Consider the following 24,964-nt stretch of genomic DNA (forward strand, 5'->3'; position numbering starts at 1 on the left):
CTGTCAGGCCCGCGCGCCGTTGATCTCATCCCAGGCGCGGTTGATGTCGATCATCTTTTTCTCGGCCAGTCTGATCGCCTCTTCCGGGACACCACGCGCCATCATGGCGTCCGGGTGCGTTTCGCGGACCAGTTGTCGCCAGACTTTGCGGATATCCGGCAGTGGCATGTCCTGCGGCACACCCAGAACCGTGTAAGGATCTTTTGGAGCATCCGGAACAAATCGCGCCCGCAATGCTTTGAATTGAGCGTCGGTCTGCCCGAAGATCTTGCTCACTTCTTCCAAGAACGCGTTCTCATTGGGGTGGTAGAACCCATCGGCCATGGCGATGTGAAACAGCCCTTCCATCAGGTCGCAAAGCGTGGTGCTGTCTTCGGCAAACATCCGGGCGATCTTGCGGGCATAGTCCTGATACCCCGCCACATCCGTGCGGGCCATGTTGAAGACCCGCGCGGCACCTTCCTCGTCTTCACGCGCGATCTGGAACACATCGCGGAAGGCCGTAACCTCGTCTCGTGTCACCTGACCGTCTGCCTTGGCCATTTTTGCACCCAGCGCAATCACTGCAATCGTGAAAGCCACCGAACGTTCCGGGGGCGAACGCAGCTTTTCAAAAACTGCGGTCAGGCTTTCGCCTTGGGCCAGCGCACTGAGCGCTTCGGATATGCGGGTCCAGATCGACATGGGCGTACACTAGCGTCACAATCCGGGACTGTCAGGTGCGACAGATCACTCAGGCGAAAGAATTTTCTGCATCAGCACAAGATCCAGCCGTTGGCCCCATTTGAACCCTACTTCGGGCATGCGACCAACCTGCGAAAAGCCCAGCGCCGCGTGGAACGCCACAGCACCCGGATTGGCCGAGGAGATGCCTGCGACCAGCACATGCACCCCGTCGGTTCGTGCGGCCTGCTCCAGCGCGCGCATCAAAGCACGCCCAACGCCCTTTCCGCGCGCGTCCGGTGACAGCTGGATCGAGTGTTCGCGCGTCTGCGCATATCCGGGCCCCGCACGAAACGGGGCATGGGTGGCAAAACCAACAACTTGCCCATCAAGTTCGGCGACCAGAAATCCGTTGCCCCGCGCCGCGATGTCCTCGGTGATTTGCGTCGTGCTGCGCTCATCGGTCGTGAACGTGATCAGGGACTCGCGAATGATCGCATTGGTGATCCTGGCGATTGCGGGCGCATCCGCCCCCACGGCCGGGCGAATGATCATTCCAGCACCCGGACCCCATGGGGCGTCTCGAATTCAGCCCTGAGCGCGGCCGGACCGGTGTCGAACACCACATATTCCAATGCACCCAGATGTCTGGCCAGCGTCAATGCATCCGGGTGGTACACAACCAAACGCCGCAGCCGACAGGCGCTGTCTTGCAGCATGTCGGCCGGGTGAAGGTCGCCCTGCCATTCGATAAGTGCGGGAAACAGGTTGTCGAACGGCAAGCGCCCGGTTGGCGGAACCGCCATGCGCCATCGTAACGCCCCCCGGGTCAGGTCGATCGGTTGCCCGACACCATCGGGAAACACGGAAAGCGAGGCTTCGATATCGTCGACCCTGCAAATCCAGTTGGTCAGACGCGGGCTGCCCTCGAAGCGGTCCAGATCGAACCATCGCGTTCTGCCCGGAGTTTGCGCCTGCGGGTCGATCGCGATCGCCTCCAGATAGAGACCGTCCCTGAGGCCAAGCAATTTGTTGTATGTCCCGAACGTCTCGTGCTTGCCGCCGGGTTGCAGCGCAACGCCAAGCGCTTGTTCGATATGGGCAGTTGCGTCTTCCAGCGTTTCACCCGCGACGGCCAGATGATCCAGTAACATGCGCCACCTCCTGCAAGTATTACGGCCAGATCCTTGCGGATCTGGCCGTATGTTTTCGCCAAAGAGGCGCAATCGCAAGATGTTTCGAAGAAAACCTGACCTTCGTCAGCCGCGCGCTTCGCGGATCAGGCGCAGGATGTCCTGAGCGGCCTCGGGAATGTTGGTGCCCGGGCCAAAGATGGCCTTGACCCCATGATCATAAAGGAACTGGTAATCCTGCTGCGGGATCACCCCGCCGCAGATCACGATGATGTCCTCGGCCCCGGCCTTTTTCAGCTCTTCCACCAGTTGCGGGGCCAATGTCTTGTGCCCTGCCGCCTGCGAGGAGATGCCGACCACATGCACGTCATTGTCGACCGCGTCCTGCGCGGCCTCGGCCGGTGTCTGGAACAAGGGGCCCACGTCTACGTCGAACCCGATATCGGCAAAGGCGGTTGCAATGACCTTGGCCCCACGGTCATGACCGTCCTGCCCCATCTTGACCACCAGCAGACGGGGGCGGCGGCCTTCGGCGTCGGCGAATTCCTCGATGGATTTCTGGATCGCGGCAAAGCCTTCGTCACCCTCATAGGCCGCCCCATAAACGCCGGCCAGGGTTTTCACTTCGGCGCGGTGGCGGCCGAATTCCTTTTCCATTGCCATGCTGATCTCTCCTACGGATGCGCGGGCACGGGCGGCCTCGACCGCAGCGGCCAGCAGGTTTCCGCCCTCTTGGGCAGCCTTGGTCAAAGCGTCCAGCGCCTGTTGGCAGGCAGCCTCGTCACGGGTCGCACGGATGCGTTCCAAACGCGCGACCTGGGCCTCGCGTACGGCCACGTTGTCGACGTCCAGAATGTCGATCGGGTCTTCCTGTTCCTTGCGATACTTGTTGACCCCGACGATCACCTCTTCGCCCCGGTCGATCATGGCCTGGCGGCGCGCGGCGCTTTCCTCGATGCGCAGCTTGGGCATGCCGCTGGCCACGGCCTTGGTCATGCCGCCCATTTCCTCGACCTCTTCCATCAGGGCCCAGGCTTTCTCGATCAGTTCATTGGTCAGGCTTTCGACGTAATAGGACCCCGCCAGCGGATCGACCACATCGGTCACGCCGGTCTCTTCCTGCAACACCAGCTGCGTGTTCCGGGCGATACGCGCCGAAAAGTCGGTGGGCAGCGCGATCGCCTCGTCCAGAGCGTTTGTGTGAAGCGACTGTGTGCCGCCCAAAACCGCGCTCATCGCCTCATAGGCGGTGCGGATCACGTTGTTGTAGGGGTCCTGTTCCTGCAAGCTGACACCTGACGTCTGGCAGTGGGTGCGCAGCATTTTGGACCGTTCGGATTTCGCGCCGAACTCGGTCATGACCCGGTGCCACAGCGTGCGCGCGGCGCGCAGTTTGGCGATCTCCATGAAAAAGTTCATGCCGATGGCAAAGAAGAACGACAGCCGGCCTGCGAACTTGTCCACGTCCATCCCGGCCTGTGTCGCGGCCCGAACGTATTCGCGCCCGTCAGCCAGGGTATAGGCCAGCTCCTGCACCAGGTTCGCGCCGGCCTCTTGCATGTGATAGCCCGAGATCGAGATCGAGTTGAACTTGGGCATCTCGTTCGAGGTATACTCGATGATGTCCGAGATGATCCGCATCGAAGGTTCCGGCGGATAGATATAGGTGTTGCGCACCATGAATTCCTTCAGAATGTCGTTCTGAATGGTGCCGGACAGGACGGATTTGTCATGACCCTGTTCTTCACCCGCAACGATGAAGTTCGCCAGGATCGGGATCACCGCGCCGTTCATGGTCATCGAGACCGAGACCTTATCGAGCGGGATGCCATCGAACAGGATCTTCATGTCTTCGACACTGTCGATGGCCACGCCAGCCTTACCAACGTCACCCACCACGCGGGGATGGTCGCTGTCATAGCCGCGGTGGGTGGCCAGATCGAAGGCGACCGAAACACCCTGCTGGCCCGCCGCCAGGTTGCGGCGATAGAAGGCGTTGGATTCTTCGGCAGTCGAAAAGCCCGCGTACTGACGGATCGTCCAGGGACGGCCCGCATACATCGTGGCCTTCACGCCGCGTGTAAACGGACCAAAGCCCGGCAGCGAACCCATATGCGGCAAACCGGCGGTGTCTTCCTGCGTATAGAGCGGTTTGACCGCGATGCCCTCCAGCGTCTCTTTGGTCAGGTCGTCCAGCGGACGTCCGCGCAGCTCTTTCTCGGCCAGCGCTTTCCAATCCTTGGTGTCGGTCATTTCGGTTTCCTCTTGTCAATTCGGATGGCGGCAGTCGATAGCTTCCGCATTGAGGTCTTGCGCTTGGCCTTTTCATTCAGGCGCAAGCGCGACATTTTGAGTGTTTGGTACAAATCGTCGGTCGCAATCGGTGGCACAGAGGCTATATTCGAAGGAACAGGAGGCCACATGACACGCACGCTTGCCTTTGTTTTTTCGACACTAATCCCGCTGTCCGTCTGGGCGGCGGATGGTACGGCGACGACGGAAGACAGTTTTGTCCGCCCGGTAGGTGACAGCGAACTCAGCGATTTTCTCTGGGTCAGCCGCCCGATCGTGGTCTTTGCCGACACGCCGGCGGACCCGCGGTTCCAGCAACAGATCGACATGTTGCTCGAAGGCGAAGCCGCAATGCGTGAGCGTGACGTGGTGGTTCTGACCGATACCGACCCATCGGCGCGGTCGCCGATCCGGTCACAGCTGCGCCCGCGTGGGTTCCAGATGGTATTCGTCGACAAGGACGGCGTGGTCAAACTGCGCAAACCTTCTCCGTGGAGCGTGCGCGAGATTGGCCGGTCCATCGACAAGACACCCCTGCGCGAACGCGAAATTCGCGAACGGCGCGAAGGTGGCTGACCGCTTTCGCCACCCCGAAAGACCCCGGCACGGAATGCCGGAGGCTTTGACTGGTATGGCAAAAGCGCAGTCATGATCACTCGAACTCGATGATCACTTCGTCCACGGCGAGGCTGTCGCCGGGGCCTGCATTGATCTTGGCAACGGTGCCCTTCCTCTCGGCGCGCAGGATGTTTTCCATCTTCATCGCCTCGATGGTGCACAGCGCCTGGCCTTCCTGCACCTCTTGCCCCACTTCGACGTCGATCTTCACGACCAGGCCGGGCATCGGGCACAGCAGCATTTTCGAAGTGTCCGGCGGCAGTTTTTCAGGCATCAGACGCGCCAGTTCGGCCTGGCGCGGAGTGCGTATCTGCACCTTGAGATCCGCGCCGCGGTTACGGATGCGGAACCCGCCCGAGATCTTGCCCACCTTCATGACCAGCGGCGCGTCATCGACCGTCATGACGGCAAGCTGATCGCCCGGAGTCCAATCACCCGTCACCCGCATTTCCTGACCGTCGTCAAACCTGATCGTGGCCCCATCCTGATCCGCGTCAACCTTGACGGGCCACTGGATCTCGCGCCCGAAGGAGACGACCCAATCGGTGCCGACCTTGCGTTCGTGATTGTCCATCCGGCCCGACACCCGGGTCCGGCGAATTTCAGCGACGCGATGCATGGCCGCGCAGGACGCCGCAATCCGGCGCAGGTCTGCCTCGGCCAGTTCGACGCCCTCGAACCCGTCGGGGTATTCCTCGGCGATGAAGGCCGTGGTCATATCGCCGCTGATGAATTTCGGATGATCCATGACGGCGGACAGGAACGGCAGGTTGTGGCCAATGCCCTCAACCTCGAAACTGTCCAGCGCCACGCGCATCGCCTCGATCGCCTGATCACGGGTCGGAGCCCAGGTACACAGTTTGGCAATCATCGGGTCGTAATACATGCTGATCTCACCGCCTTCATAGACGCCGGTGTCATTTCGAACGGCAACATCGCCTTCGGGCGCATCCCCCTGCCATTTGCCGTTGGCCAGCATCGGTCCGGCTGCCGTCTCCTGAGGCGGGCGATACCGGGTCAGACGGCCAATCGAGGGCAGGAAGCCGCGATACGGATCCTCGGCGTACAGGCGGTTTTCGATCGCCCATCCGGTCAGTGACACGTCGTCCTGCGTGATAGACAGCTTTTCACCCGCTGCCACGCGGATCATCTGTTCGACCAGATCAACACCTGTGATCAGTTCGGTAACAGGGTGTTCCACCTGCAAGCGGGTGTTCATTTCAAGGAAATAGAAGTTCTTTTCACCGTCAACGATGAACTCGACTGTGCCTGCGCTGGAATAGCCCACGGCCTTGGCCAGCGCCACGGCCTGTTCCCCCATGGCCTTGCGCGTCGCTTCGTCCAGAAACGGCGACGGCGCCTCTTCCACGACTTTCTGGTTGCGGCGCTGGATCGAGCATTCGCGCTCGCCCAGGTAGATACCGTTTCCATGACTGTCGCACAGAACCTGAATTTCGATGTGACGCGGTTGGGTCACAAATTTCTCGATGAAGATCCGGTCATCCCCGAACGAGCTTGCGGCTTCGTTCTTTGACGACTGGAAGCCCTCGCGCGCTTCGTCATCATTCCACGCGATCCGCATGCCCTTGCCACCGCCCCCGGCGCTGGCCTTGATCATGACAGGATAGCCGATCTGGTTCGAGATTTTGACCGCCTCTTCCGCGTCTTCGATCAGCCCCATGTATCCGGGAACTGTCGACACGTTTGCTTCCTGAGCGATTTTCTTCGAGGTAATCTTGTCGCCCATCGCCTCGATCGCACCTTTCGGGGGACCGACAAAAGCCACGCCTTCGGCTTCCAGCGCCTCGGCAAACTTGGCGTTTTCGGACAGGAAGCCATAACCGGGATGGACCGCCTGCGCGCCGCTCTGGCGGATGGCATCCATGACCTTGTCGATCACGATGTAAGACTGGTTGGCAGGTGGCGGGCCGATATGAATGGCTTCATCCGCCATCGACACATGCAGCGCGTTCTTGTCCGCGTCCGAGAAAATGGCGACGGTGCCGATACCCATCTTGCGGGCAGTCTTGATAACCCGGCAGGCGATCTCGCCCCGGTTGGCGATCAGGATCTTATTGAACATGGAACGTCCTTTGGCTTGGTGTTCTGGAAACGCAAAACGCCGCCGCAGGGAACAATCCCCACGACGGCGTGATGCGCGATGACGGGCGGGACGACATGCGCCCCGCAAAATATGCGTTAGTTACAGGTGTTCTGCGTTTTGCAGTACAGCACGTTGCCCGCCGCGCCGACGGCTGCGCCAAACAACGGGTCCGCGTTGAGGACCGCCGCCCCCACTGCCCCGGCACCTCCGCCGAGGATTGCCTGTTCGCCCGTGGTGTCTCCGCAGGCGGCCAGGCCCGCGCAGGTCGTCGCAACAAGGATGAAGCGTGAGAATCGCATTGTATCTGCCCTTTTTGGTTTCTTGGTTCTTTTGGGGTCAGATGCGCGAAACACGCCCTGTTATTCAATATCAACGGGTGCGCAGACGAGTTTTGTGCGGGATTTTGCCTTTTTTTGTCCGATACAGGCAAAAAGAAAAACGCGGACAGGACTATGTGGGGAACACAAGCCTGCCCGCGCAAGGAAGGGGTACGGAATAGTAGGTGCATGTGCGGCGCAGGCAAAGTAGAGCCGCACGGCCTATCCAGTTTGCACAGCACAATATTGCCAGCAAACAAAGGATTGTTTCCGATCGGGTTTTCGGCTGGAATCTGCCCACACCGGGAAATGCCGCGCAACTTCGCGCCGATACCGGTTCGGTACTTCTCGGGCGTTTGAGGCCGCTTTGCCGTCACAGTTTCGTGACAGATCAAGCTGCTTTCCGCGCGTTTCGCGGTTGCAGCATCACGACCTTCTGCCAGCGACGGGTATACAGAACCGCCTTGCGCCAATGCGTTGTCCAAGCGGCTCAAGACGTCGTGTTTAAGCGCAGTGGAAAACACACATTTTCTTGAAAAATCAATGCCTTCACTTCCCACTCTCGTGATTTCCCAAGGTTTGAACCTCGTGAAACGGTCCGTGTGCACACTCGCACTCAAAGGAATACCCACATGACGAAGACTAGAAAAAAGGCACTCCTGCTTGCTGCCTCCACGCTCAGTGTGACCGGCACGCTTGCCTTTGCCCAGGATGCCCAAACCCAAGCCGAGCTTGACGCCTTGCGCGCCCGGGTCGAGGCGCTGGAATCTGGCAGGAACAGCCCCGCCAACGGAGACTTCCGCATCGGCAACACCGTTCTGGATGTTTATGGCTACGTGAAGGCCGACTTCTTCTACGATTTCGATTTCGATCAGGGGGATACGGCGTTCGTGAATGTCATCGGAGAACCCTCGGCTGCGACCGATGGCACATTTGGTGCCACCGTCCGCCAATCGCGGATCGGTCTGCGCACCACCACCCCAAGCGGCATCGGCGATATCGGCGGGCAACTGGAACTTGATCTGTTTGGTTCGGGCGGAACAGCCGAATTGCGTGTACGCCACGCCAATATCACCATCGGTGACAACTGGCTTATCGGTCAGACCTGGACCAACTTCATGCCGCTGGACACCTACCCGACCTCGGTGGAATTCAACGGCCCCGTTGGCATTCCTTTCGCACGGGTTCCGCAGGTTCGCTATACCAACTCTTTCGGAACGAACACGTCCTTCGCAGTTTCGATCGAAGAGAATGTCGGCGGTTCGAATTCGGATGATCCGGTTTTGACCGCATCCGCCGAGTACAATGACGGGACATATGTCGCGCGTGTGTCCGGCCTTTATGGCAAGGCGCAATCCGGCAATATCGAAGTTGATCAAACCGGGTTCACGATATCCGGCTCGGTTCGCCCGTGGCAGGGCGGCCTGTTCCAGGTCAACTATGTGAACGGCGAGGCACTCGGCCCGTACCTGATCGGCCTTGGTGATCCCATCGTGAATGGCCAGGCCAACGACGTGGATGGCTACACCATCGAATTCCGGCAGGATCTGAGCCCGAAATGGAATGTTGGCATTGCATACGGCAAAGAAGACTATGACCTGCCGACCTCGACCGGAACCCTGTCGTTTACCGAGCTGGAAACGATCCACGTCAACGCATTTTACAAGGCAACCGAGGATCTGACACTCAGCGCCGAGTACATCTATGGCGAACGGAACGACGCGCCGACCGGCAGAACCTTTGACGGAAGCCGCGTTCAGCTCGCCGCTCAGTTGAACTTCTGATTCCGCACACGGACCCTGCCCGGATTCGGGCAGGGTCATCCCGAAACCGGTCCTGAAGGGCTGATATGCGGCGGCTTGGATCACGATCAGCCTGTCCCGTCGATTACGTCGGGAAAGGACGCACGTGCGGCGTCCACATCGATCACCAGCATCGCATCATAGCTGGCCGGATCAAATGGGTCTTCCGCCGGAATGACTTCGCGCCCGAAAAGCCAGCTGAGCCGTCCGGCATCCAGATTGCCCCGCTCGAACGGCTGATCGCCGAAATGGGCCCAAAGGGCCTCCATGAAGGCAGCATCGGCACGTTTGTCCGCCGGTTTGCGATCCCGGAACCGTTCCCGCCGCGTCAGCGGCGTCACGCCTTTGGGATTGGCGCGCCGAATTGTGAACTGATAATCGGTGCCTGAAAGACGCCCCGGGAACCCGCGATGTTTCAGCATGGCGACACTCCACAGCTTTTTGTCGCAGACAATAATAGTTCGAACCCGAACCTGGATGGGATCATGTTGCGCACCTCCAAAGCCGCACCGTTGGTCTGAGATGCTTTGACGTCATGAATGCGTAAGTTCATGGTCAAAGCCCCTCCCAGATACACCGGGACTGCTCCAGCCGGTAGGCTTCAAAATACTGTGTCGCGTCCGGCGCGGTGTCGCCGAATTCCACCGGGCGATCAGACAGGGAAATGACAACTCTTGATGGCTGCAATTCGTGCTGAGCCACGTAGGGAACGGCAAGAATATGGCACAGATGCTCCATATCCTTCGACGCCACGTCATAGCCGATCCGTCCCACTGAGGCTCCGATCCTCGGGGCGACAAATCGAAAGCGCACCCAAAGCTCACCGGGGTTGTTGTCCAGCAGGACATCGCTCAGATGCACCGGCTGACCGGACGGCACCGGCAACGAACTGTCTGTCTGGGCAAAAACGGAAGTGCCGAACGCGCACAACACCAGACATATGGCACGATCCCGGACCCACCGAAGGCAGGCTCCTCCTTCCGGGATCGCGCGCGCAGTGCTTTTGGCCTGCGCGGTTCTATGTCTGACGGGTCGGATCATTCAACCATTTGTCGCTTTTTGTCAATTCCGCCGCAATTTTGAGCATTTTTCGCTCAGAATCGGACTGCCAGTGCCAACAACCGGGGCGGACAAAGCCGCCCCGAATGGATCAAAGCGGAATATTGTCGTGCTTTTTCCATGGGTTCTTAAGCTTCTTGCCGCGCAAACTGGCAAAGGCCCTGGACACGCGCCGGCGGGTCGAATGCGGCATGATCACCTCGTCGACGAACCCGCGTTCGGCGGCGACAAAGGGGTTTGCAAACCGATCTTCGTAATCGGCGACATGCTGTGCGGTCTTTTCCGCATCATGCAGATCTGCCCGGTGAATGATCTCGGTTGCGCCCTTGGCACCCATCACCGCGATTTCGGCGGTCGGCCAGGCATAGTTGAAATCGCCGCGCAGGTGTTTGGACGCCATAACCACATAGGCACCGCCATACGCCTTGCGCGTGATCACCGTGACCTTGGGCACAGTCGCCTCACCATATGCATAAAGCAGCTTTGCGCCGTGCTTGATCACACCGCTGTATTCCTGCTGTGTGCCCGGCAGAAAGCCCGGAACATCGACAAGCGTCAGGATAGGAATTTCGAAACAGTCGCAGAACCGCACGAACCGCGCCGCCTTGCGCGAACTGTCGATGTCCAGACATCCCGCCAAAACCATCGGCTGGTTCGCCACCACACCTACGGTCTGACCTTCCAGCCGGATAAAGCCGGTGATGATATTCTTGGCGAAATCTTCCTGAATTTCGTAGAAATCACCCTCATCGGCTATTTTGGTGATGAGTTCCTTCATGTCATAGGGCGTATTCGGATTGTCCGGAACCAGAGTGTCCAGCGAATCCTCGATCCGGTGCGGGTCATCAAAGAACGGACGCACCGGAGGTTTCTCGCGGTTGTTGAGCGGCAGGAAATCCACCAGACGGCGCACTTCTGCCAATGCTTCCACATCGTTTTCGAACGCGGCATCGGCGACCGAGGATTTCCTGGTGTGGGTCGAGGCACCACCCAGTTCTTCGGCCGTTACAACCTCGTTGGTAACCGTTTTCACGACGTCGGGGCCCGTCACGAACATGTATGACGTGTCTTTGACCATAAAAATGAAGTCAGTCATCGCAGGGCTGTAAACCGCACCGCCGGCGCATGGGCCCATGATTACGCTGATCTGCGGAACCACACCCGAGGCCGTGATGTTGCGCTGAAACACTTCGGCATAACCCGCCAGAGATGCCACACCTTCCTGGATTCGCGCACCGCCCGAGTCGTTGATTCCGACAATCGGTGCACCGTTTTGCACCGCCATATCCATGATCTTGCAGATTTTCTGGGCATGCGTCTCGGACAGCGATCCACCAAAGACCGTAAAGTCCTGGCTGAACACATAGACCATGCGTCCGTTGATGGTGCCCCAACCCGTGACAACGCCATCACCCGCAGGTTTTTGTTTTTCCATTCCGAATTCTGTGCAACGATGACTGACGAACATGTCGAATTCTTCAAAGCTGCCCTCATCCAGCAGCAACTCGATCCGCTCTCGCGCCGTCAGCTTTCCGCGCGCATGCTGGGCATCGATCCGCCTCTGCCCGCCGCCCAGTCGTGCATCGTTGCGGCGGTTTTCCAACTCGGAAAGGATGTCTTTCATGACGATTATCCCCTGTAAAATTTGCCGGGACCCTACCCTTTTGCGCCTCTCATCCAAAGCTCTTTTCGGCAAATTTGCAAATATTCAGCAACAACAATCTGGATAACTGTAAACTTGCAAAGTCTCTCGTTGAGATAACTGGATGGCTGGCAATCCAGAATTCCATGACTATACATGTGAACCATGCAGTTCAGCTCTCGCGCGGTTCGCCGCACACCACCCACATTGGCGACACTTGTATTGCTCGCGGGCTTGTCTGCGCTGAGCATGAACCTGTTTCTGCCGAGCCTGCCGAACATGGCAGCGTATTTCGGCGCCGATTACAAGGTCATGCAGTTGTCGATCGCGTTGTATCTTCTGGTCAATGCCGTTCTGCAAATCCTGATCGGGCCGCTCGCAGACAAGGCTGGTCGCAGGCCTGTTCTGCTGTGGGGGATCGGCTTGTTCCTGCTGGCCACGCTTGGATGCATCTATGCGCCCAACGTTGAAATCTTTCTGGCGTTCAGAATGTGCCAGGCGGTCGTGGTTGTCGGCATGGTCCTCAGCCGGGCTGCGGTAAGGGATATGTACGATCAGGACCAGGCGGCATCGATGATCGGATACGTGACAATGGGTATGGCCGTGGTCCCGATGATCGGCCCGGCGATCGGCGGGCTGCTGGAGGAAAGCTTTGGCTGGAAAGCGAACTTCTGGCTGCCTTTCGCCGTGGGCGCCTTGACGCTTGCCTTGACCTTCGCGGATTTTGGCGAAACGTCAGCCAAAAGCGGCAAGACCCTTGTTCAGCAATTCAAGGAATATCCTGAACTTCTGACCTCGCCACGGTTCTGGGGCTATTCGCTGTCCTGCGCGTTGTCTTCGGGCACGTTCTTTGCCTATCTCGGTGGTGCGCCCTTTATCGGAACCGAACTGTTCGGTCTAAGCGCGGCACAGGTCGGCATATATTTCGGCGCCCCCGCAGTCGGCTATTTTGTTGGCAACTTTCTGAGCGGTCGTTTTTCCATGCAGATTGGAATCAACCGGATGGTGCTGTGGGGCAGCCTGCTGAACGCCTTGGGCGTTGCGCTTTCGGCATCCTTGTTCCTCACAGGTCTGGGCACCGCCCTCAGCTTTTTCAGCTTGATGACCTTTGTGGGCGTCGGAAACGGCATGGCCATTCCCAATGCCACCTCCGGCGCACTGTCGGTTCGTCCGCACCTGGCGGCAACCGCCTCGGGGTTGAGCGGCGCAATCATGCTGGGCGGCGGCGCGGGCCTGAGCGCGCTGGCAGGCACCCTGCTGACCCGGGAAACCGGCGCCATGCCCTTGCTCTGGCTGATGCTCACATCCGCAGTTCTGGCGATTTTCGCAATTGGATCCGTCATTCGGCGAGAGCGGCAATTAGGGCTGTAACGACTTGCCCCGAAAACTTTGCAAAGTTAATCTTCCAAAAAAGAAAACTTGCAAAGGCATCTCATGGCCACTCAAAAGCTCTATGCCGGCGCGAAACTGCGTGAAATGCGCACGCGACTGACCCTGACACAACGCGAATTCGCTGCGAAACTGGGTGTTTCTCTCCCATACCTGAACCAGATGGAGAACAACAACAGGCCGATTTCGACCACGGTTGTGTTGGCTCTGGCGCAAGAATTCGGCATGGATGTCACCGAGCTCAGCACCGGCGACAGTGAGCGACTGGTGTCGGATATGCGCGAAGCTCTGGCCGACCCGGTTTTTGCGGATATTCTGCCGCCACTTGCCGATTTACGCCTGACGGCATCAAACGCCCCGGCATTGGCCCGCGCATTTATCGAGCTGCACAAAACCTACCGGCAAACACATGAGCGTCTCGCCTCTCTGGACGAAGCTTTGGGACGGGAAGACGCCCGAATGCAGGCCAGCCCCTGGGAAGAGGTGCGAGACTTCTTCCATTATTGCGACAATTACATCGATGCCGTGGACCGGGCGGCAGAGCTGTTCGCCAATCGCGCGGAAAGCCCGGGCAGTATCCGGCAGGCCGCTTTGAACAGCCTGACTGAGCGTGGCATTCAGGTGATGTTCTCTGACATCGCCCCTTTGCGCACCTATGACGCCGAAAGCAAAATCCTGCGCCTGTCCTCCCGCTCGACTCCGCAAACGCAAGTGTTTCAACTGCTGTTGCAAGTGGCATTGATCAGTCAGGACAAACTGCTGGAAGCGACACTGGATTTTGCCAAGTTCCAAAGCGACGAGGCGCGGTCCATCGCCAAGATCGGCCTTGCCAATTATTTCGCCGGCGCGTCCTTGATGCCCTATTCCGCATTTCTGACCGCCGCTCAGGAAGAGCGCCACGACCTGGAACTGCTCAGCAACCGGTTCGGCGCATCGATCGAGCAGGTTGCGCATAGACTGTCGACTCTGCAACGCCCCGGCGCAAAAGGTATCCCGTTCTTTTTTGTCCGCGTGGATCAGGCCGGGACGATCACGAAACGGCACTCGGCCACGCGCCTGCAATTTGCGCGGTTCGGTGGCGCCTGCCCCCTTTGGAACGTGCATCGGGCCTTTGAAACGCCGGGCCATTTCCTGAGGCAACTGGCAGAAACGCCGGATGGTGTGCGTTACATCTCGCTGGCTCGGGATGTGTCGAAATCAGGCGGCTCATTCGGCGCACCGGTCAGGCGGTACGCAATTGCGCTGGGGTGCGAGGTGCGCCATGCCCCGGCGCTCGTGTATGCCGACAACCTCGACATAAACAACGCCAGCGCCTACGAGCCCATCGGCATTTCCTGCCGCATCTGCGAGCGCCAAAACTGCCACCAGCGTTCGGTCCCGCCGCTGGAACGCCGCCTCAGCATCGATACCCATACGCGCGGCACTCTGCCATACGAAGTCACCTGATTTCGCATGGCCGAAACTCTACCGGGAGAGCCCCGACCCGGGCCGGGGCAGCGAGTGCCCCGGCACTGGCGTTCAGGCCTTGGACAAAATCGCCCAGATTTCGTCTTTCAGCGCTGCCCGTTTCTTGCGCAAATCAACTTCGGCCAGTTCTTCCATGGGTTCGACGTTGGTTTCAGCCCGATGCACAACGCGATTGACCTCGTGATACTCATCAGCCAGACGGGCAAAATGCGCGTCCGTTTGCTTGAGCTGGCTCATCAGTTCAACCTTGTCCGGAAACTCTTCGGCCAGTTCATGCGGGGTGTGGGACATGTCTGTTCGCTCCTTCATATGTCGTTACATATCAGTGGTAGAAGCGTGACGCGGCGCCCTCTTTGACGCGGATCAATTTCATACAGGAAAAATTCAGAATTCAGCGCCGCGCAGCACGCCAACCCGCAGCACGTGCTTCGGCAGCAGAGCAGAACCATCGCTCGCCCCTGGCTGCACTGATCCGGGTCTTGGCATAGTACCTCTGGCCCGGTTCGTGAAAGATCCTTTCGCCCTTTGACGAAACATTTCCTTTGATCAGGCATGTTTCAGAGGATTTCGGCTTCTTGCGCGCCCTGTGCACCCAAGGCACCTGAATCTGTGTCTTGTGCAATCCCCTGTTTCCAATCCTCGCGACCTGCTCGGCACCTGCGTACGCATCCGAATATTTGCGGTACGCAAAGGCCAAGCCCTGCTCTACAATCCGGGCAGCGACATCTTCGCGTTCCACGCTGCACCGGGCAACGATGCGACCGTAGCGATCCCGATCCACCGGGACACAAGTGGTCATCCGTCCCTGAAACTGGTTCTGAACCATATGAGTGACCCACGCCCCGCATGGCCAGTTTGATCCGTCGGAATCCTGACAGGTCTGATCCAGTTCGGGCGCATCGATACCGTGCAGCCGCACCCGGACACCGCCGACATGCCAGGTATCCGCATCAACGACGTCAACCCGACCTGTAAACTGTTCTGCGGCATGAGTCAGACCCGGCACCAGAAGAACAAAAATGAAACAAATCCTTAACATGCCCCCGATATGCGCGGTATTTCACACACATTCAACCGGGGGCCGTTTGGAAAGGTTAACGCTGAGCGGTCGCCCAGTTGGGGTGAATCCACGGACGATCATTGGCCTTCGGCAACGGATCCTTGCCCAAAAGCGAATCCGACACTTTTTCGCCCACCATGATCGACGGCGCATTCAGGTTGCCGTTGGTAATCTGCGGAAAGATGGAACTGTCCGCAACGCGCAACCCGTCCACGCCGATGACACGGCCTTCGGGGTCGACCACCGCATTCTTGTCATCCGCACGCCCCATCCGGCAGGTGCCGCAGGGGTGATAGGCGCTTTCCGCATGTTCCGCGATAAAGGCGTTCAGTTCTTCATCCGTTTGAACCGCGGCACCGGGCTGGATTTCTTTGCCCGCAAAGGGCTTGAAGGCGGCTTGTCCAAAGATTTCGCGGGTCAGTCGGATACAGGTGCGGAAATCCTCCCAATCCTTTTCATGGCTCATGTAGTTGAACTTGATCACCGGCGCGTCTGCGGCTTGGGCCGAGCGCAATGTGACCGCCCCGCGTGACGGCGACCGCATCGGGCCGACATGCGCCTGAAACCCGTGCCCCTCGGCAGCGGCCTGCCCATCATAGCGAACCGCAATCGGCAGGAAGTGGTATTGAATGTCGGGGTATTCCACGCCCGGTTTCGACCGGATGAACGCCGCGCTTTCGAACTGGTTCGATGCGCCCAATCCCGTTTTGGTAAACAACCATTGCGCCCCGATCAGGCCCTTGCTGACCAGGTTCCAGTGCTTGTAGAGCGTGATCGGTTGCAGCGACGCCTGTTGAATGTACAGCTCCAGATGGTCCTGTAGGTTGGCACCAACCCCCGGGCGATCCGCCACGACGTCGATCCCATGCTCGGCCAGATGCGCTGCTGGGCCAATACCGGACAACATCAGCAGCTTGGGCGAATTGATTGACGATGCCGCCAGAACGACTTCGCGCCGGGCCCTGATGACTTCTTTCCTGCCGCCACGGATCAGTTCGACCCCTATGGCGCGACCGTCTTCCATGACAACCCGAGACGCAAGACCGCGCACGATATCGCAATTGTCCCGCTTGAGCGCGGGTTTCAGATAGGCATTCGCCGCAGACCAGCGCCGCCCCTTCCAGACGGTCTGCTCCATCGGGCCAAAGCCTTCCTGCTTTTCACCGTTGTAGTCACCCGTGACTTCGTAACCGGCCTGCTGACCTGCGTCCACAAAGGCCTGAAACAACGGGTTTTCGCGCGGGCCGCGCGACACGTGCAACGGACCGTCAGTGCCACGCCAAGCCGGATCGCCCCCATGGCCGCCGTCGTGCCAGGTCTCCATCCGTTTGTAATAAGGCAAAACATCCGCGTAAGACCAACCGTCAGCCCCCATCTCGGCCCAGGTGTCGAAATCGCGCGCGTGGCCGCGAACATAGACCATGCCATTGATCGAGGACGACCCGCCGATCACCTTGCCGCGCGGACAGGCCAGGCGACGGTTGTTCAGGTGCGGCTCGGGCTCGGACTGATACCCCCAGTCATAGCGCGACATGTTCATCGGATAGCTCAGCGCCGCCGGCATCTGAATGAACGGCCCCATATCGGTGCCGCCGTGTTCGATCACCAGAACCGAGGCCCCCGCCTCGCTCAGACGATATGCCATTGCGCAGCCTGCGGACCCTGCGCCGACGATGACAAAATCTGCTTCCATTTCCACAACTCCTGCCCCACCGAGAAGGTTGGATGCCTCCGGCGGGAGTATTTTCGAAAAGATGAAGAGGTTATTCGCCGCGCGGGAACCGGGCGTTTTCCTCGACGATGTTGAGATCCATGTGATTGCGCATGTAGCGTTCCGACGCTTTTTGCAGCGGCTGATAATCCCACGGGTAGTAGCCGCCCTGCCGCAGCGCTTCGTACACAACCCAGCGCCGCGCCTGGCTGGCGCGGACATCGGCGTCGAAGCGATCCAGATCCCAACGGGCCTCGGATTTGGCACGCAGTGTTTGCAGCGTACCTGCGTGTTCGGGGCTGTCGGCCAGGTTGTTCAGTTCGTGCGGGTCGGCTTCAAGGTCAAACAACTGATCGGGGTCCAATGCGCAGCGATTGTATTTCCACTTGCCATATCGCAATGAGACCAATGGCGCGTAGGATGCCTCGGCCGCGTATTCCATGGCCACCGGTGCGCTTCGTTCTTCGCCCAGCACCAATGGCACGAGGTCTTCGCCATCGGTCCAGGGAGCGATTTCGGCCATGTCTACGCCGGCCAGCGCCCCCAGGGTCGGCGTCACGTCTAATGTTGATACCGGAGCATCTATCCGGCCGGCGGGCAGATCAGGCGACGCGATCATAAGCGGCACACGCGCCGAGCCTTCGTAGAAGTTCATCTTGAACCACAAGCCGCGTTCGCCCAGCATGTCGCCGTGATCCGAAACGAACAGGATGATCGCCTCTTGCCGGGTCGTTTCCAGCACTTCGAGGATTTCGCCGATCTTGTCGTCCAGATAGGAAATATTGGCGAAATAGGCGCGGCGCGATTTGCGGATATCTTCTTGGGTGATGTCGAAACTGCGCCAGTCATTGGCATCAAAAATCCGCTGAGCATGCGGGTCCTGATTGTCATAGCCGATATCAGAAACTTCGGGCAGCAGATGCTCGCAATCCTCATACAGATCCCAGTACTTGCGACGGGCTACGTATGGGTCATGCGGATGGGTGAAGCTGACGGTCACACACCATGGGCGGTCATCCTTGCCGCGTGCCAGATCATAAAGCTTGGCTTTGGCGTTGTAGGCGACCTCGTCGTCATATTCCATCTGGTTGGAAATCTCGGCAACGCCCGCGCCGGTTACGGACCCCATGTTGTGATACCACCAGTCGATCCGTTCCCCTGGCTTGCGGTAATCCGGGGTCCAGCCGAAATCGGCCGGATAGATGTCGGTGGTCAGGCGGTCTTCGAACCCGTGCAACTGATCGGGGCCGACGAAATGCATCTTGCCGGACAGGCAGGTGTAATAGCCCGCGCGGCGCAGGTGATGTGCGTATGTGGGGATGTCGCTGCGGAACTCGGCCGCGTTGTCATAGACCCCTGTGCGCGACGGCAATTGACCGGACATGAAGCTGGCCCGCCCGGGCGCACACAAGGGCGACGCCGTGTAGGCATTGGCAAACCGGGTTGACCGTTCCGCCAGTTTCTTCAGGTTCGGAGCGTGAAGCCAGTCAGCGGGACCATCTGGAAAGAGAGTCCCGTTCAACTGATCCACCATCAGGATCAGAATGTTCGGTTTTGTCATTTTTCAGCCTCGAGCAGAGTGTCGAGCACACGCATCGCGTGGCTCACGGCCAGTTGCGGTTCTTCGGGGGCGCTGAGTGCGGCGCGGATGTACAGACCATCAATCAGGGCAACCATGTTCTCGGCCGCCTCTTTAGGGTCGGCCAACTTGTGCCGCAGGGCGTGGGTCAGATTGGATTTGATGCGGGCCTGGTAGATCTGCCACAGGCGCAGGGCGTCATCATTGGTCTGAGCCAGTACATAAAAGGTCATCCAGGCCGCAATCACATCGGGTGTGAAACAAGAGGGCGCAAAACACGCCCTGACGATCGCCTGCGCCCTTTCGTCCGGCGCGGCTGCTATCAACTCGCCTCGCGCCTCTTTGCCGAAGTCCGACAGGATCTGCCGCATGGCAGCCAGAAAGATCTGATCCTTGCCGCCGAAATAGTGGTGCGCCAGAGCGCTGGACATGCCCGCACGCTTGGCAATCTGACTGACTGTTACATCAAGGGATTTCTTCACGCCCAATTCAGCGATTGTCGCACGAACAATCGCATCCCGGCGGATTGGCTCCATTCCGACTTTTGGCATCGTTCTCCCCTTGAGCAGGCGTCACGGGACCACGCTAAGGGGTTTTTATTGACTCGTCAATTAATGAAAAATCGGGGAGCGTTGTCGTTACAGCTTCGGCGCAATACTCGGAGGCGTCAAGTCCCGGCGGTTCAACACGAATTCGCGCCATGAGATAAAGCTTACGGCGGCAAGGATCAGCGTGCCGCCCGCGACAACCCACACGTCAACGCTTTCATGGAACACTGCGGCGCCCAGGATCGTGGCCCATATCAGCTGAAGAAACGTCACCGGCTGCGTGACGGCCACTGGCGCCGCCTGAAGTGCCAAGGTCATGAAGTAGTGCCCGGCTGTCGCAAAGCTGGCCACCAGAAAAAGAACCCCGAGATCCCGCAGGCTTGGCTGCGTCCAGACGGCGACCGCAAATGGTATCAGGGCTATGGTCACCCAGATCGACAGATGCGCCACGACGACGGATGGCGGTACATCACGCACCAGAATCTTGGCCAATAAATACGACCCCCCAAGAGTCAGGGCCGTTCCCAGCATGGCCAGATGGCCTGATGACACGTCGCGAAAACCGGGCCGCAGGATGATCAGGACGCCAACTAGAGCGACCAGAATGGCTGCAATCCGGCGAAAGGCCAGTTTTTCACCCAGAAACAGGGCCGCCCCCAGCGTGACGTAAACCGGCGTCATGTAATTCATGGCGGTGACCTCGGCCAATGGTATCTGTGTCATGGCAAAGAACCAGAGCATGACCGCAACCGCATGCACGACCCCTCGCAGGCCGAACAGCGTCAGCAGGCGGGGTGTCAGATGTGTCGACATGATCGACCGCATGGCTGGCAAAAGAAACACCAAACCCAGCACATACCGCAGGAAGGCGGCCTGGATAGAATTCATCGATGTGCCCAGCGACTTCACCAGCGCGGTCATCACGACAAAGGACAAGCCGGCGGCGAACATCCAGAACATGCCGGCAAGCGGGCGGGACGATACGGTGGATGAAGTCATGTTCAAGGTTGAACACCGAAACCCGGCCGGGAACAACCCTTCACATGATAACAAGTTTCAGTGCGATACCCAGCATGACGATGCCAATCCCGGCATCCAGCACCTGCCACGCCCGGGGGCGCGCAAAAACCGGGGAAAGGATACCCGCGCCGTAACCAAGCGAAAAGAAGAACACGAAGCTGGATGTCATCGCGCCAAGGGCGAAACCCAGCCGGTCGTCATATTGGGCCGAGATCGAGCCGATCAGCACGACCGTATCCAGATACACATGCGGATTCAGCCAGGTGAACGCGAATACCGTCAGCAGCGCAGCCTTGAGGCTGGTTCGCTTTCCATTGCCGATTTCCATCACCGAACCTCCCAGCCAGGATGACCGCAGACTGCGCAAGCCATACCAGATCAGGAATGCCGCCCCACCGTATCGCATCACGGTTTCGAACCAGGGTGCGGCCTGTGCCAGAGTGCCAAAACCTGCCACGCCTGCTCCGATCAGGATGGCATCAGACACTGCACAGGTCAGGCACAGAAAAAACACATGCTCGCGCCGCAAGCCCTGCCTCAGGATAAAGGCGTTCTGCGCCCCGATGGCGAGGATCAGGCTGAAACCCAGCGCAAAACCGGCGATCACGGATGTAGGCATGATATCTCCTGCGTTGTCACTGCGTTGACTAATGGCCGCGATACGATCTATCAAATTAAAGATGTTGCCCTCTGTTAAGTTTTGCTAATGCTGCTGGACCCTCACCAACTGGCCGCCTTGTCCGCCATTCTGCGCCATGGCAGTTTTGATGCAGCGGCGGCGGAGCTGGCCGTGACCCCTTCGGCGATATCCCAGCGGATAAAGGCGCTGGAGGATCGGGTGGGCGCCTCGCTCATCCATAGGGGAACCCCTTGCACCGGAACGCCCGCCGGGCAGCGCATCGCGCGCTACGCCGAAGATGTCGGGCTGCTGGAATCACAACTGGCCCGTGAATTGGCGCTGGTACAAGAACCCGGGTCCGCGCGGGTTCGCATTGCGGTTCCCGCCGACATTCTGGCGACCTGGTTCATTGACGCGATGGCGCGTGTGCCCGACATGCTGTTCGACCTTGTGATCGACGATCAGGACCATTCGGCAGATTGGCTGAGGCGCGGTGAGGTCAGCGCCGCCGTCACCGTCGGCGGACAAACCATAAGCGGTTGTGACGCGCTTGAACTGGGCGTGTTGAGGTATCTGCCCACCGCCAGCCCGGACTTTATCAATGCGTGGTTCAAGGACGGCGTGACCGAGGAGACGCTCAGAAAAGCGCCCTGCCTTGTCTTCAACAAGAAAGACGGCCTGCAAAAAGCGTGGATCGCTCGTCACACCGGCAACCGTCTTTCACCGCCTTCCCACTTCCTGCCGTCTTCGCAAGGCTTCGTTGATGCCGCGATCGCGGGAATTGGCTGGGGTATGAACCCGGCAGCCCTTGTGCAAGACGCCATGGCGCGTGGACAGTTGCGCCCGATCGTTCCCGATGCGCCACTGGACGTCGCGCTCAGCTGGCAGGTCGGGCGTGTTCTTGCGCCAGCGCTCAAACCTCTTACACAGGCAGTCCAGCATGCTGCGCAACGGGTTTTGCTCCCGTCACAACGCAAATAGTCAGACTCATTCGATCGGAGGAACCAATGTTCTCACGCGACGCCCTCAGTTATGACCCCATTCCCCTGCCCGACCGATGCGAGATCAGTGATGCGGACATGCAGGGCGCGGCTGTGGCTTTTTTTGAAAAAATGCGGCGGCGTCATACCGTTCGGGATTTCACCACGCGCCCGGTGGCCCGCGATGTGATCGAAACCTGCCTGCGCACCGCGGGAACAGCGCCGTCAGGTGCAAACCATCAACCCTGGCACTTTGCTGCCATATCGGACCCAAAGCTGAAACTGCGCATCCGCGAGGAAGCCGAAGAAGAAGAGCGCCGGTTCTATGCGGGAGGGGCGGGCGATGAATGGATCAAGGCACTGGAACCCATCGGGACCAATGCGGTCAAAGAGCACCTGACCACCGCCCCGTGGCTGATCGTGGTCTTTGCCCAACGCTGGGGGCAATTCGAAGACGGGACGCGGTACAAGAATTACTACGTGCCAGAAAGTGTGAACATTGCCACCGGCTTTCTGTTGGCCGCGCTACATCACGCCGGTCTCAGCACCCTGACCCATACCCCGAATCCGATGCGGTTTCTGAACGACGCGCTGGACCGACCCTCATCCGAGAAACCGACAATGATCATCGCAGTTGGTCATCCCTCGGACACCGCGACCGTACCTTCTGTGGCAAAGCTGAAGAAGCCTTTGGAAGAGATTTCCTCGTTCTTCTGAGCGGACCTGCGTTAGTTCTGAGGCCGGGGGGAATCTTCCCGGTCGGGCGACATCGTCAGGTAGCACGTCACGCAAGCCATCAGACTGGCCGCGACTATGAACGCGACCGCCAAGGCAACCTCATGCATATGGGCGACTGCGGCCAGCGCGGCCGAAAGCAGCACCGCCAACAATCGAGTAAACGATTTGATAGCCGCGGATCCCTGAACGCGTTGCTCCTTGGGCGCGACGTCCAGGAAATAGAGCTTGCGCGCGCTGCTGATCCCGGTCACCGCGACGGTGACGACGAACAGCGCTATCGCATGCAGGTGCACATCGTGATCGATACCCATGTAGTGGAATGCCAGCAGAACACCTCCGGTAGCGGCCACCATGAGTGTCCCGACCACCATGACGGCACGATGCGATTTCATGTTCACGACCTGCCACAACGGCCCCGAGACAAGATAGCCCGAAGCGGATGAAACAATCATCGCGGTCAGACCCTTGGCCGAGCCATGATGCGCCTCTGCCGCTATCAGCGCGAAGAACGGGACGGATAGCGACACAGCCACCAAAGGTATACGCATAACCATGTAACGCCGAAACCAGGTGTATTCGAACATGCCAAGGATACCCCGGGCATTGGCCGTGAACGACAGCTTGGGTTTGCTTCCAGTCTTTTTTGCCGGTTCCGCAGAGCGGGCATTCTCGGTCATTGCCAGCATCAACAGCCCTGAAAGCATGAAAAACGCAACCGATACGCCGATCATGGTTGAATGGCGTGAAAAAGGTGGGTTTTCCTTGGTGATCTGATGCACCAGCAGGGCCAGACCGATGGCACACAGACCCCCGCCCCCAAGTTGCAGGTAATGCATGACCATGCGCGAACGCGAGTGGACATGATCGCCCAACAGATCAGTGAACATCAGGTTCTGAACTTCATCCACCAGACCGATCACGAAGAAGACCGCCACGAAAACCACTGCGATCAACGGAACGACCCCGGTCGCGGCGGCCACCATCGCCAGAACAAGACAGGCACCGATAACGGCTTCGGTCAGAGCGATGGCGCGCTTCTTTTGCGATTTCGCCGCTATGGGTTGCGCCAGAAAAAAGTCGGAAATCATACTTCCAACCATCCGCACCGAAACCAGCGCGCCCGCCACGAACATCGGCAATTCGAATGACACGGCCAGAAACGGCAAAACCACCGATGGGCTGCCCAAAGTCCACGCAACCTGAGACACGATACTCTGCCCAGCAAGAACCGGCACGTTTCGCTTGGTCTTATCAGAGGTCACATCCGTCATGGATCTTTCGGTGGCATCGTCCCAGAACTTCCGAGTTGTACCAGCCTAAGCGTTTCGAAGGTTTCAGCCAACACCTCTTCGAAACTGCCCGAAAACGAAAAAACCCGGCAGTCGAGCCGGGTTTCACAATCAGGTTCCGCAACAGCTCAGAGCTGCGCCATCACCTCATCCGAGGCTTCGAAATTGGTCGTGACACGCTGTACGTCGTCATCGTCTTCCAGCGCATCCACCAGCTTCATCAGCTTTTGCATGTCTTCCAGACCCAGCTCCGTCGTGGTGGTCGGTTTCCAGACCAACTTGGTGGATTCAGATTCACCCAGCGCAGCCTCCAACGCGTTCGAAACGTCGTTCAGATCCGTATCCGCACACCAGATGATGTGGCCATCCTCTGAACTTTCGACATCTTCCGCGCCAGCCTCGATGGCGGCTTCGAAAATGGTGTCTGCGTCACCTGCCGTCGCCGGATAAATCACTTCGCCCTTGCGTTCGAACATGAACCCGACCGAGCCCGTTTCGCCCAGATTGCCACCGTTCTTGGAAAAGGTCGAACGCACGGTCGACGCAGTGCGATTGCGGTTGTCCGTCATGGTTTCAACGATCACGGCCACGCCGTTGGGGCCATAGCCTTCATAGCGGATTTCTTCGTAATCGTCGCCTTCACCGGCAGTGGACTTTTTGATCGCGCGGTCAATCACATCCTTGGGAACCGAGTTCGACTTGGCCTCTTTCACGGCCAGACGCAAGCGCGGGTTCTTTTCAGGATCGGGGTCGCCCATCTTGGCGGCAACGGTGATCTCTTTCGACAGTTTGGAAAACAGTTTGGACCGCGCGGCGTCCTGACGCCCCTTGCGGTGCTGGATGTTGGCCCATTTTGAGTGGCCTGCCATAATGCGTCCTCGTCATCGTGATTGCGTGTTCGGCGCTCATATAGACGTTTGCAGGGGGCAGGATC

Annotated in this window: 24 protein-coding genes; 6 read left to right on the forward strand and 18 right to left on the reverse strand. The window is 59.0% G+C overall.

Going from position 1 to position 24,964, the window contains the following annotated elements; all coding sequences use genetic code 11:
• Positions 1–3: 3 nt before the first annotated feature.
• The 4 genes from AC2FF8_RS04340 to scpA all read right to left on the reverse strand — a co-directional run bounded on the left by AC2FF8_RS04340 (position 4) and on the right by scpA (position 4,049).
• Positions 4–684, reverse strand: coding sequence for a molecular chaperone DjiA (locus AC2FF8_RS04340; RefSeq protein ID WP_170343663.1), 681 nt, complete (start codon positions 682–684; stop codon positions 4–6).
• Between the two features lie 45 nt (positions 685–729).
• Positions 730–1,218, reverse strand: a complete 489-nt coding sequence (locus tag AC2FF8_RS04345; protein WP_496879005.1) for a GNAT family N-acetyltransferase — start codon at positions 1,216–1,218, stop codon at positions 730–732.
• On the reverse strand, positions 1,215–1,817 hold the full coding sequence (locus AC2FF8_RS04350) for a VOC family protein (RefSeq protein ID WP_170343661.1): 603 nt from the start codon (positions 1,815–1,817) through the stop codon (positions 1,215–1,217). The genes AC2FF8_RS04345 and AC2FF8_RS04350 overlap by 4 nt, the downstream gene beginning before the upstream one ends.
• 105 nt (positions 1,818–1,922) lie before the next feature.
• Positions 1,923–4,049 (reverse strand): methylmalonyl-CoA mutase, encoded by a 2,127-nt coding sequence (gene scpA / locus AC2FF8_RS04355; protein WP_257599119.1) that lies wholly within the window; start codon positions 4,047–4,049, stop codon positions 1,923–1,925.
• 168 nt (positions 4,050–4,217) lie between these two features.
• Between scpA and AC2FF8_RS04360 the strand changes: the two genes are divergently transcribed.
• A complete protein-coding gene (locus tag AC2FF8_RS04360) occupies positions 4,218–4,664 on the forward strand; it encodes a DUF4174 domain-containing protein (protein WP_170343659.1) in 447 nt (148 codons plus the stop codon).
• 76 nt (positions 4,665–4,740) lie between these two features.
• Here AC2FF8_RS04360 and AC2FF8_RS04365 read toward each other — a convergent pair whose 3' ends face one another.
• Both AC2FF8_RS04365 and AC2FF8_RS04370 read right to left on the reverse strand, forming a co-directional pair.
• Complete coding sequence (locus AC2FF8_RS04365) at positions 4,741–6,789, reverse strand: acetyl-CoA carboxylase biotin carboxylase subunit (protein ID WP_257599120.1); 2,049 nt, start codon at positions 6,787–6,789, stop codon at positions 4,741–4,743.
• Positions 6,790–6,905: 116 nt separating this feature from the next.
• Positions 6,906–7,109, reverse strand: coding sequence for a hypothetical protein (locus AC2FF8_RS04370; RefSeq protein WP_152458720.1), 204 nt, complete (start codon positions 7,107–7,109; stop codon positions 6,906–6,908).
• A gap of 650 nt (positions 7,110–7,759) precedes the next feature.
• Between AC2FF8_RS04370 and AC2FF8_RS04375 the strand changes: the two genes are divergently transcribed.
• Positions 7,760–8,911, forward strand: coding sequence for a DcaP family trimeric outer membrane transporter (locus AC2FF8_RS04375; protein ID WP_496871766.1), 1,152 nt, complete (start codon positions 7,760–7,762; stop codon positions 8,909–8,911).
• 86 nt (positions 8,912–8,997) lie between these two features.
• Here the strand turns inward: AC2FF8_RS04375 and AC2FF8_RS04380 are convergent, their stop codons facing one another.
• The 3 genes from AC2FF8_RS04380 to AC2FF8_RS04390 all read right to left on the reverse strand — a co-directional run bounded on the left by AC2FF8_RS04380 (position 8,998) and on the right by AC2FF8_RS04390 (position 11,612).
• Complete coding sequence (locus tag AC2FF8_RS04380; protein WP_257599122.1) at positions 8,998–9,351, reverse strand: hypothetical protein; 354 nt, start codon at positions 9,349–9,351, stop codon at positions 8,998–9,000.
• A 133-nt stretch (positions 9,352–9,484) separates the two neighbouring features.
• On the reverse strand, positions 9,485–9,970 hold the full coding sequence (locus tag AC2FF8_RS04385; protein ID WP_496879006.1) for a DUF6497 family protein: 486 nt from the start codon (positions 9,968–9,970) through the stop codon (positions 9,485–9,487).
• A 109-nt stretch (positions 9,971–10,079) separates the two neighbouring features.
• Positions 10,080–11,612: an acyl-CoA carboxylase subunit beta gene (locus AC2FF8_RS04390; protein WP_170343653.1), complete on the reverse strand. Its 1,533-nt coding sequence runs from the start codon at positions 11,610–11,612 to the stop codon at positions 10,080–10,082.
• 183 nt (positions 11,613–11,795) lie between these two features.
• Between AC2FF8_RS04390 and AC2FF8_RS04395 the strand changes: the two genes are divergently transcribed.
• Together AC2FF8_RS04395 and AC2FF8_RS04400 are read left to right on the forward strand one after the other, a co-directional pair.
• Positions 11,796–13,001, forward strand: a complete 1,206-nt coding sequence (locus AC2FF8_RS04395; protein ID WP_425078641.1) for a multidrug effflux MFS transporter — start codon at positions 11,796–11,798, stop codon at positions 12,999–13,001.
• Positions 13,002–13,064: 63 nt separating this feature from the next.
• Complete coding sequence (locus tag AC2FF8_RS04400) at positions 13,065–14,465, forward strand: helix-turn-helix domain-containing protein (RefSeq protein ID WP_170343651.1); 1,401 nt, start codon at positions 13,065–13,067, stop codon at positions 14,463–14,465.
• A 72-nt stretch (positions 14,466–14,537) separates the two neighbouring features.
• On the opposite strand, the gene AC2FF8_RS04405 is transcribed toward AC2FF8_RS04400, so the two are convergent.
• The 7 genes from AC2FF8_RS04405 to AC2FF8_RS04435 form a co-directional block, all read right to left on the reverse strand.
• Positions 14,538–14,777: an HP1242/YdcH family protein gene (locus tag AC2FF8_RS04405; protein ID WP_170343650.1), complete on the reverse strand. Its 240-nt coding sequence runs from the start codon at positions 14,775–14,777 to the stop codon at positions 14,538–14,540.
• Between the two features lie 100 nt (positions 14,778–14,877).
• Positions 14,878–15,525: a thermonuclease family protein gene (locus AC2FF8_RS04410; RefSeq protein ID WP_496879007.1), complete on the reverse strand. Its 648-nt coding sequence runs from the start codon at positions 15,523–15,525 to the stop codon at positions 14,878–14,880.
• Between the two features lie 55 nt (positions 15,526–15,580).
• Positions 15,581–17,239, reverse strand: a complete 1,659-nt coding sequence (gene betA, locus AC2FF8_RS04415) for a choline dehydrogenase (protein ID WP_496879008.1) — start codon at positions 17,237–17,239, stop codon at positions 15,581–15,583.
• Between the two features lie 70 nt (positions 17,240–17,309).
• On the reverse strand, positions 17,310–18,818 hold the full coding sequence (gene betC, locus AC2FF8_RS04420; RefSeq protein WP_496879009.1) for a choline-sulfatase: 1,509 nt from the start codon (positions 18,816–18,818) through the stop codon (positions 17,310–17,312).
• A complete protein-coding gene (gene betI / locus AC2FF8_RS04425; RefSeq protein WP_496879010.1) occupies positions 18,815–19,387 on the reverse strand; it encodes a choline-binding transcriptional repressor BetI in 573 nt (190 codons plus the stop codon). Before betI ends, betC begins: the two co-directional genes overlap by 4 nt.
• An 87-nt stretch (positions 19,388–19,474) precedes the next feature.
• Entirely contained in the window at positions 19,475–20,383 is a 909-nt protein-coding gene (locus AC2FF8_RS04430; protein ID WP_257600869.1) for a DMT family transporter, read from the reverse strand.
• A 40-nt stretch (positions 20,384–20,423) separates the two neighbouring features.
• On the reverse strand, positions 20,424–21,023 hold the full coding sequence (locus AC2FF8_RS04435) for a LysE/ArgO family amino acid transporter (RefSeq protein ID WP_425078645.1): 600 nt from the start codon (positions 21,021–21,023) through the stop codon (positions 20,424–20,426).
• Between the two features lie 87 nt (positions 21,024–21,110).
• On the opposite strand from AC2FF8_RS04435, the gene AC2FF8_RS04440 reads away from it, so the two are divergent.
• On the forward strand, positions 21,111–22,004 hold the full coding sequence (locus AC2FF8_RS04440; protein ID WP_496879011.1) for a LysR family transcriptional regulator ArgP: 894 nt from the start codon (positions 21,111–21,113) through the stop codon (positions 22,002–22,004).
• Between the two features lie 26 nt (positions 22,005–22,030).
• Positions 22,031–22,720 carry a nitroreductase family protein gene (locus tag AC2FF8_RS04445; RefSeq protein WP_496879012.1) on the forward strand — a complete coding sequence of 230 codons (690 nt, stop codon included), beginning with the start codon at positions 22,031–22,033 and terminating at the stop codon, positions 22,718–22,720.
• 11 nt (positions 22,721–22,731) lie between these two features.
• Here AC2FF8_RS04445 and AC2FF8_RS04450 read toward each other — a convergent pair whose 3' ends face one another.
• Together AC2FF8_RS04450 and AC2FF8_RS04455 are read right to left on the reverse strand one after the other, a co-directional pair.
• Entirely contained in the window at positions 22,732–24,012 is a 1,281-nt protein-coding gene (locus AC2FF8_RS04450) for an MFS transporter (RefSeq protein WP_170343642.1), read from the reverse strand.
• A gap of 146 nt (positions 24,013–24,158) precedes the next feature.
• A complete protein-coding gene (locus AC2FF8_RS04455; protein ID WP_170343641.1) occupies positions 24,159–24,899 on the reverse strand; it encodes a YebC/PmpR family DNA-binding transcriptional regulator in 741 nt (246 codons plus the stop codon).
• Between the last annotated feature and the right edge of the window lie 65 nt (positions 24,900–24,964).

The organism is Ruegeria sp. YTSA144 (genome assembly GCF_059610125.1).

What these genes read in the sequence shown, in the direction of transcription:
- AC2FF8_RS04340 (WP_170343663.1), bottom strand. Translation starts at nt 684, where the DNA reads ATGTCGATCTGGACCCGCATATCCGAAGCGCTCAGTGCGCTGGCCCAA.
- AC2FF8_RS04345 (WP_496879005.1), bottom strand. Translation starts at nt 1,218, where the DNA reads ATGATCATTCGCCCGGCCGTGGGGGCGGATGCGCCCGCAATCGCCAGG.
- AC2FF8_RS04350 (WP_170343661.1), bottom strand. Translation starts at nt 1,817, where the DNA reads ATGTTACTGGATCATCTGGCCGTCGCGGGTGAAACGCTGGAAGACGCA.
- scpA (WP_257599119.1), bottom strand. Translation starts at nt 4,049, where the DNA reads ATGACCGACACCAAGGATTGGAAAGCGCTGGCCGAGAAAGAGCTGCGC.
- AC2FF8_RS04360 (WP_170343659.1), top strand. Translation starts at nt 4,218, where the DNA reads ATGACACGCACGCTTGCCTTTGTTTTTTCGACACTAATCCCGCTGTCC.
- AC2FF8_RS04365 (WP_257599120.1), bottom strand. Translation starts at nt 6,789, where the DNA reads ATGTTCAATAAGATCCTGATCGCCAACCGGGGCGAGATCGCCTGCCGG.
- AC2FF8_RS04370 (WP_152458720.1), bottom strand. Translation starts at nt 7,109, where the DNA reads ATGCGATTCTCACGCTTCATCCTTGTTGCGACGACCTGCGCGGGCCTG.
- AC2FF8_RS04375 (WP_496871766.1), top strand. Translation starts at nt 7,760, where the DNA reads ATGACGAAGACTAGAAAAAAGGCACTCCTGCTTGCTGCCTCCACGCTC.
- AC2FF8_RS04380 (WP_257599122.1), bottom strand. Translation starts at nt 9,351, where the DNA reads ATGCTGAAACATCGCGGGTTCCCGGGGCGTCTTTCAGGCACCGATTAT.
- AC2FF8_RS04385 (WP_496879006.1), bottom strand. Translation starts at nt 9,970, where the DNA reads ATGATCCGACCCGTCAGACATAGAACCGCGCAGGCCAAAAGCACTGCG.
- AC2FF8_RS04390 (WP_170343653.1), bottom strand. Translation starts at nt 11,612, where the DNA reads ATGAAAGACATCCTTTCCGAGTTGGAAAACCGCCGCAACGATGCACGA.
- AC2FF8_RS04395 (WP_425078641.1), top strand. Translation starts at nt 11,796, where the DNA reads ATGCAGTTCAGCTCTCGCGCGGTTCGCCGCACACCACCCACATTGGCG.
- AC2FF8_RS04400 (WP_170343651.1), top strand. Translation starts at nt 13,065, where the DNA reads ATGGCCACTCAAAAGCTCTATGCCGGCGCGAAACTGCGTGAAATGCGC.
- AC2FF8_RS04405 (WP_170343650.1), bottom strand. Translation starts at nt 14,777, where the DNA reads ATGTCCCACACCCCGCATGAACTGGCCGAAGAGTTTCCGGACAAGGTT.
- AC2FF8_RS04410 (WP_496879007.1), bottom strand. Translation starts at nt 15,525, where the DNA reads ATGTTAAGGATTTGTTTCATTTTTGTTCTTCTGGTGCCGGGTCTGACT.
- betA (WP_496879008.1), bottom strand. Translation starts at nt 17,239, where the DNA reads ATGGAAGCAGATTTTGTCATCGTCGGCGCAGGGTCCGCAGGCTGCGCA.
- betC (WP_496879009.1), bottom strand. Translation starts at nt 18,818, where the DNA reads ATGACAAAACCGAACATTCTGATCCTGATGGTGGATCAGTTGAACGGG.
- betI (WP_496879010.1), bottom strand. Translation starts at nt 19,387, where the DNA reads ATGCCAAAAGTCGGAATGGAGCCAATCCGCCGGGATGCGATTGTTCGT.
- AC2FF8_RS04430 (WP_257600869.1), bottom strand. Translation starts at nt 20,383, where the DNA reads ATGACTTCATCCACCGTATCGTCCCGCCCGCTTGCCGGCATGTTCTGG.
- AC2FF8_RS04435 (WP_425078645.1), bottom strand. Translation starts at nt 21,023, where the DNA reads ATGCCTACATCCGTGATCGCCGGTTTTGCGCTGGGTTTCAGCCTGATC.
- AC2FF8_RS04440 (WP_496879011.1), top strand. Translation starts at nt 21,111, where the DNA reads ATGCTGCTGGACCCTCACCAACTGGCCGCCTTGTCCGCCATTCTGCGC.
- AC2FF8_RS04445 (WP_496879012.1), top strand. Translation starts at nt 22,031, where the DNA reads ATGTTCTCACGCGACGCCCTCAGTTATGACCCCATTCCCCTGCCCGAC.
- AC2FF8_RS04450 (WP_170343642.1), bottom strand. Translation starts at nt 24,012, where the DNA reads ATGACGGATGTGACCTCTGATAAGACCAAGCGAAACGTGCCGGTTCTT.
- AC2FF8_RS04455 (WP_170343641.1), bottom strand. Translation starts at nt 24,899, where the DNA reads ATGGCAGGCCACTCAAAATGGGCCAACATCCAGCACCGCAAGGGGCGT.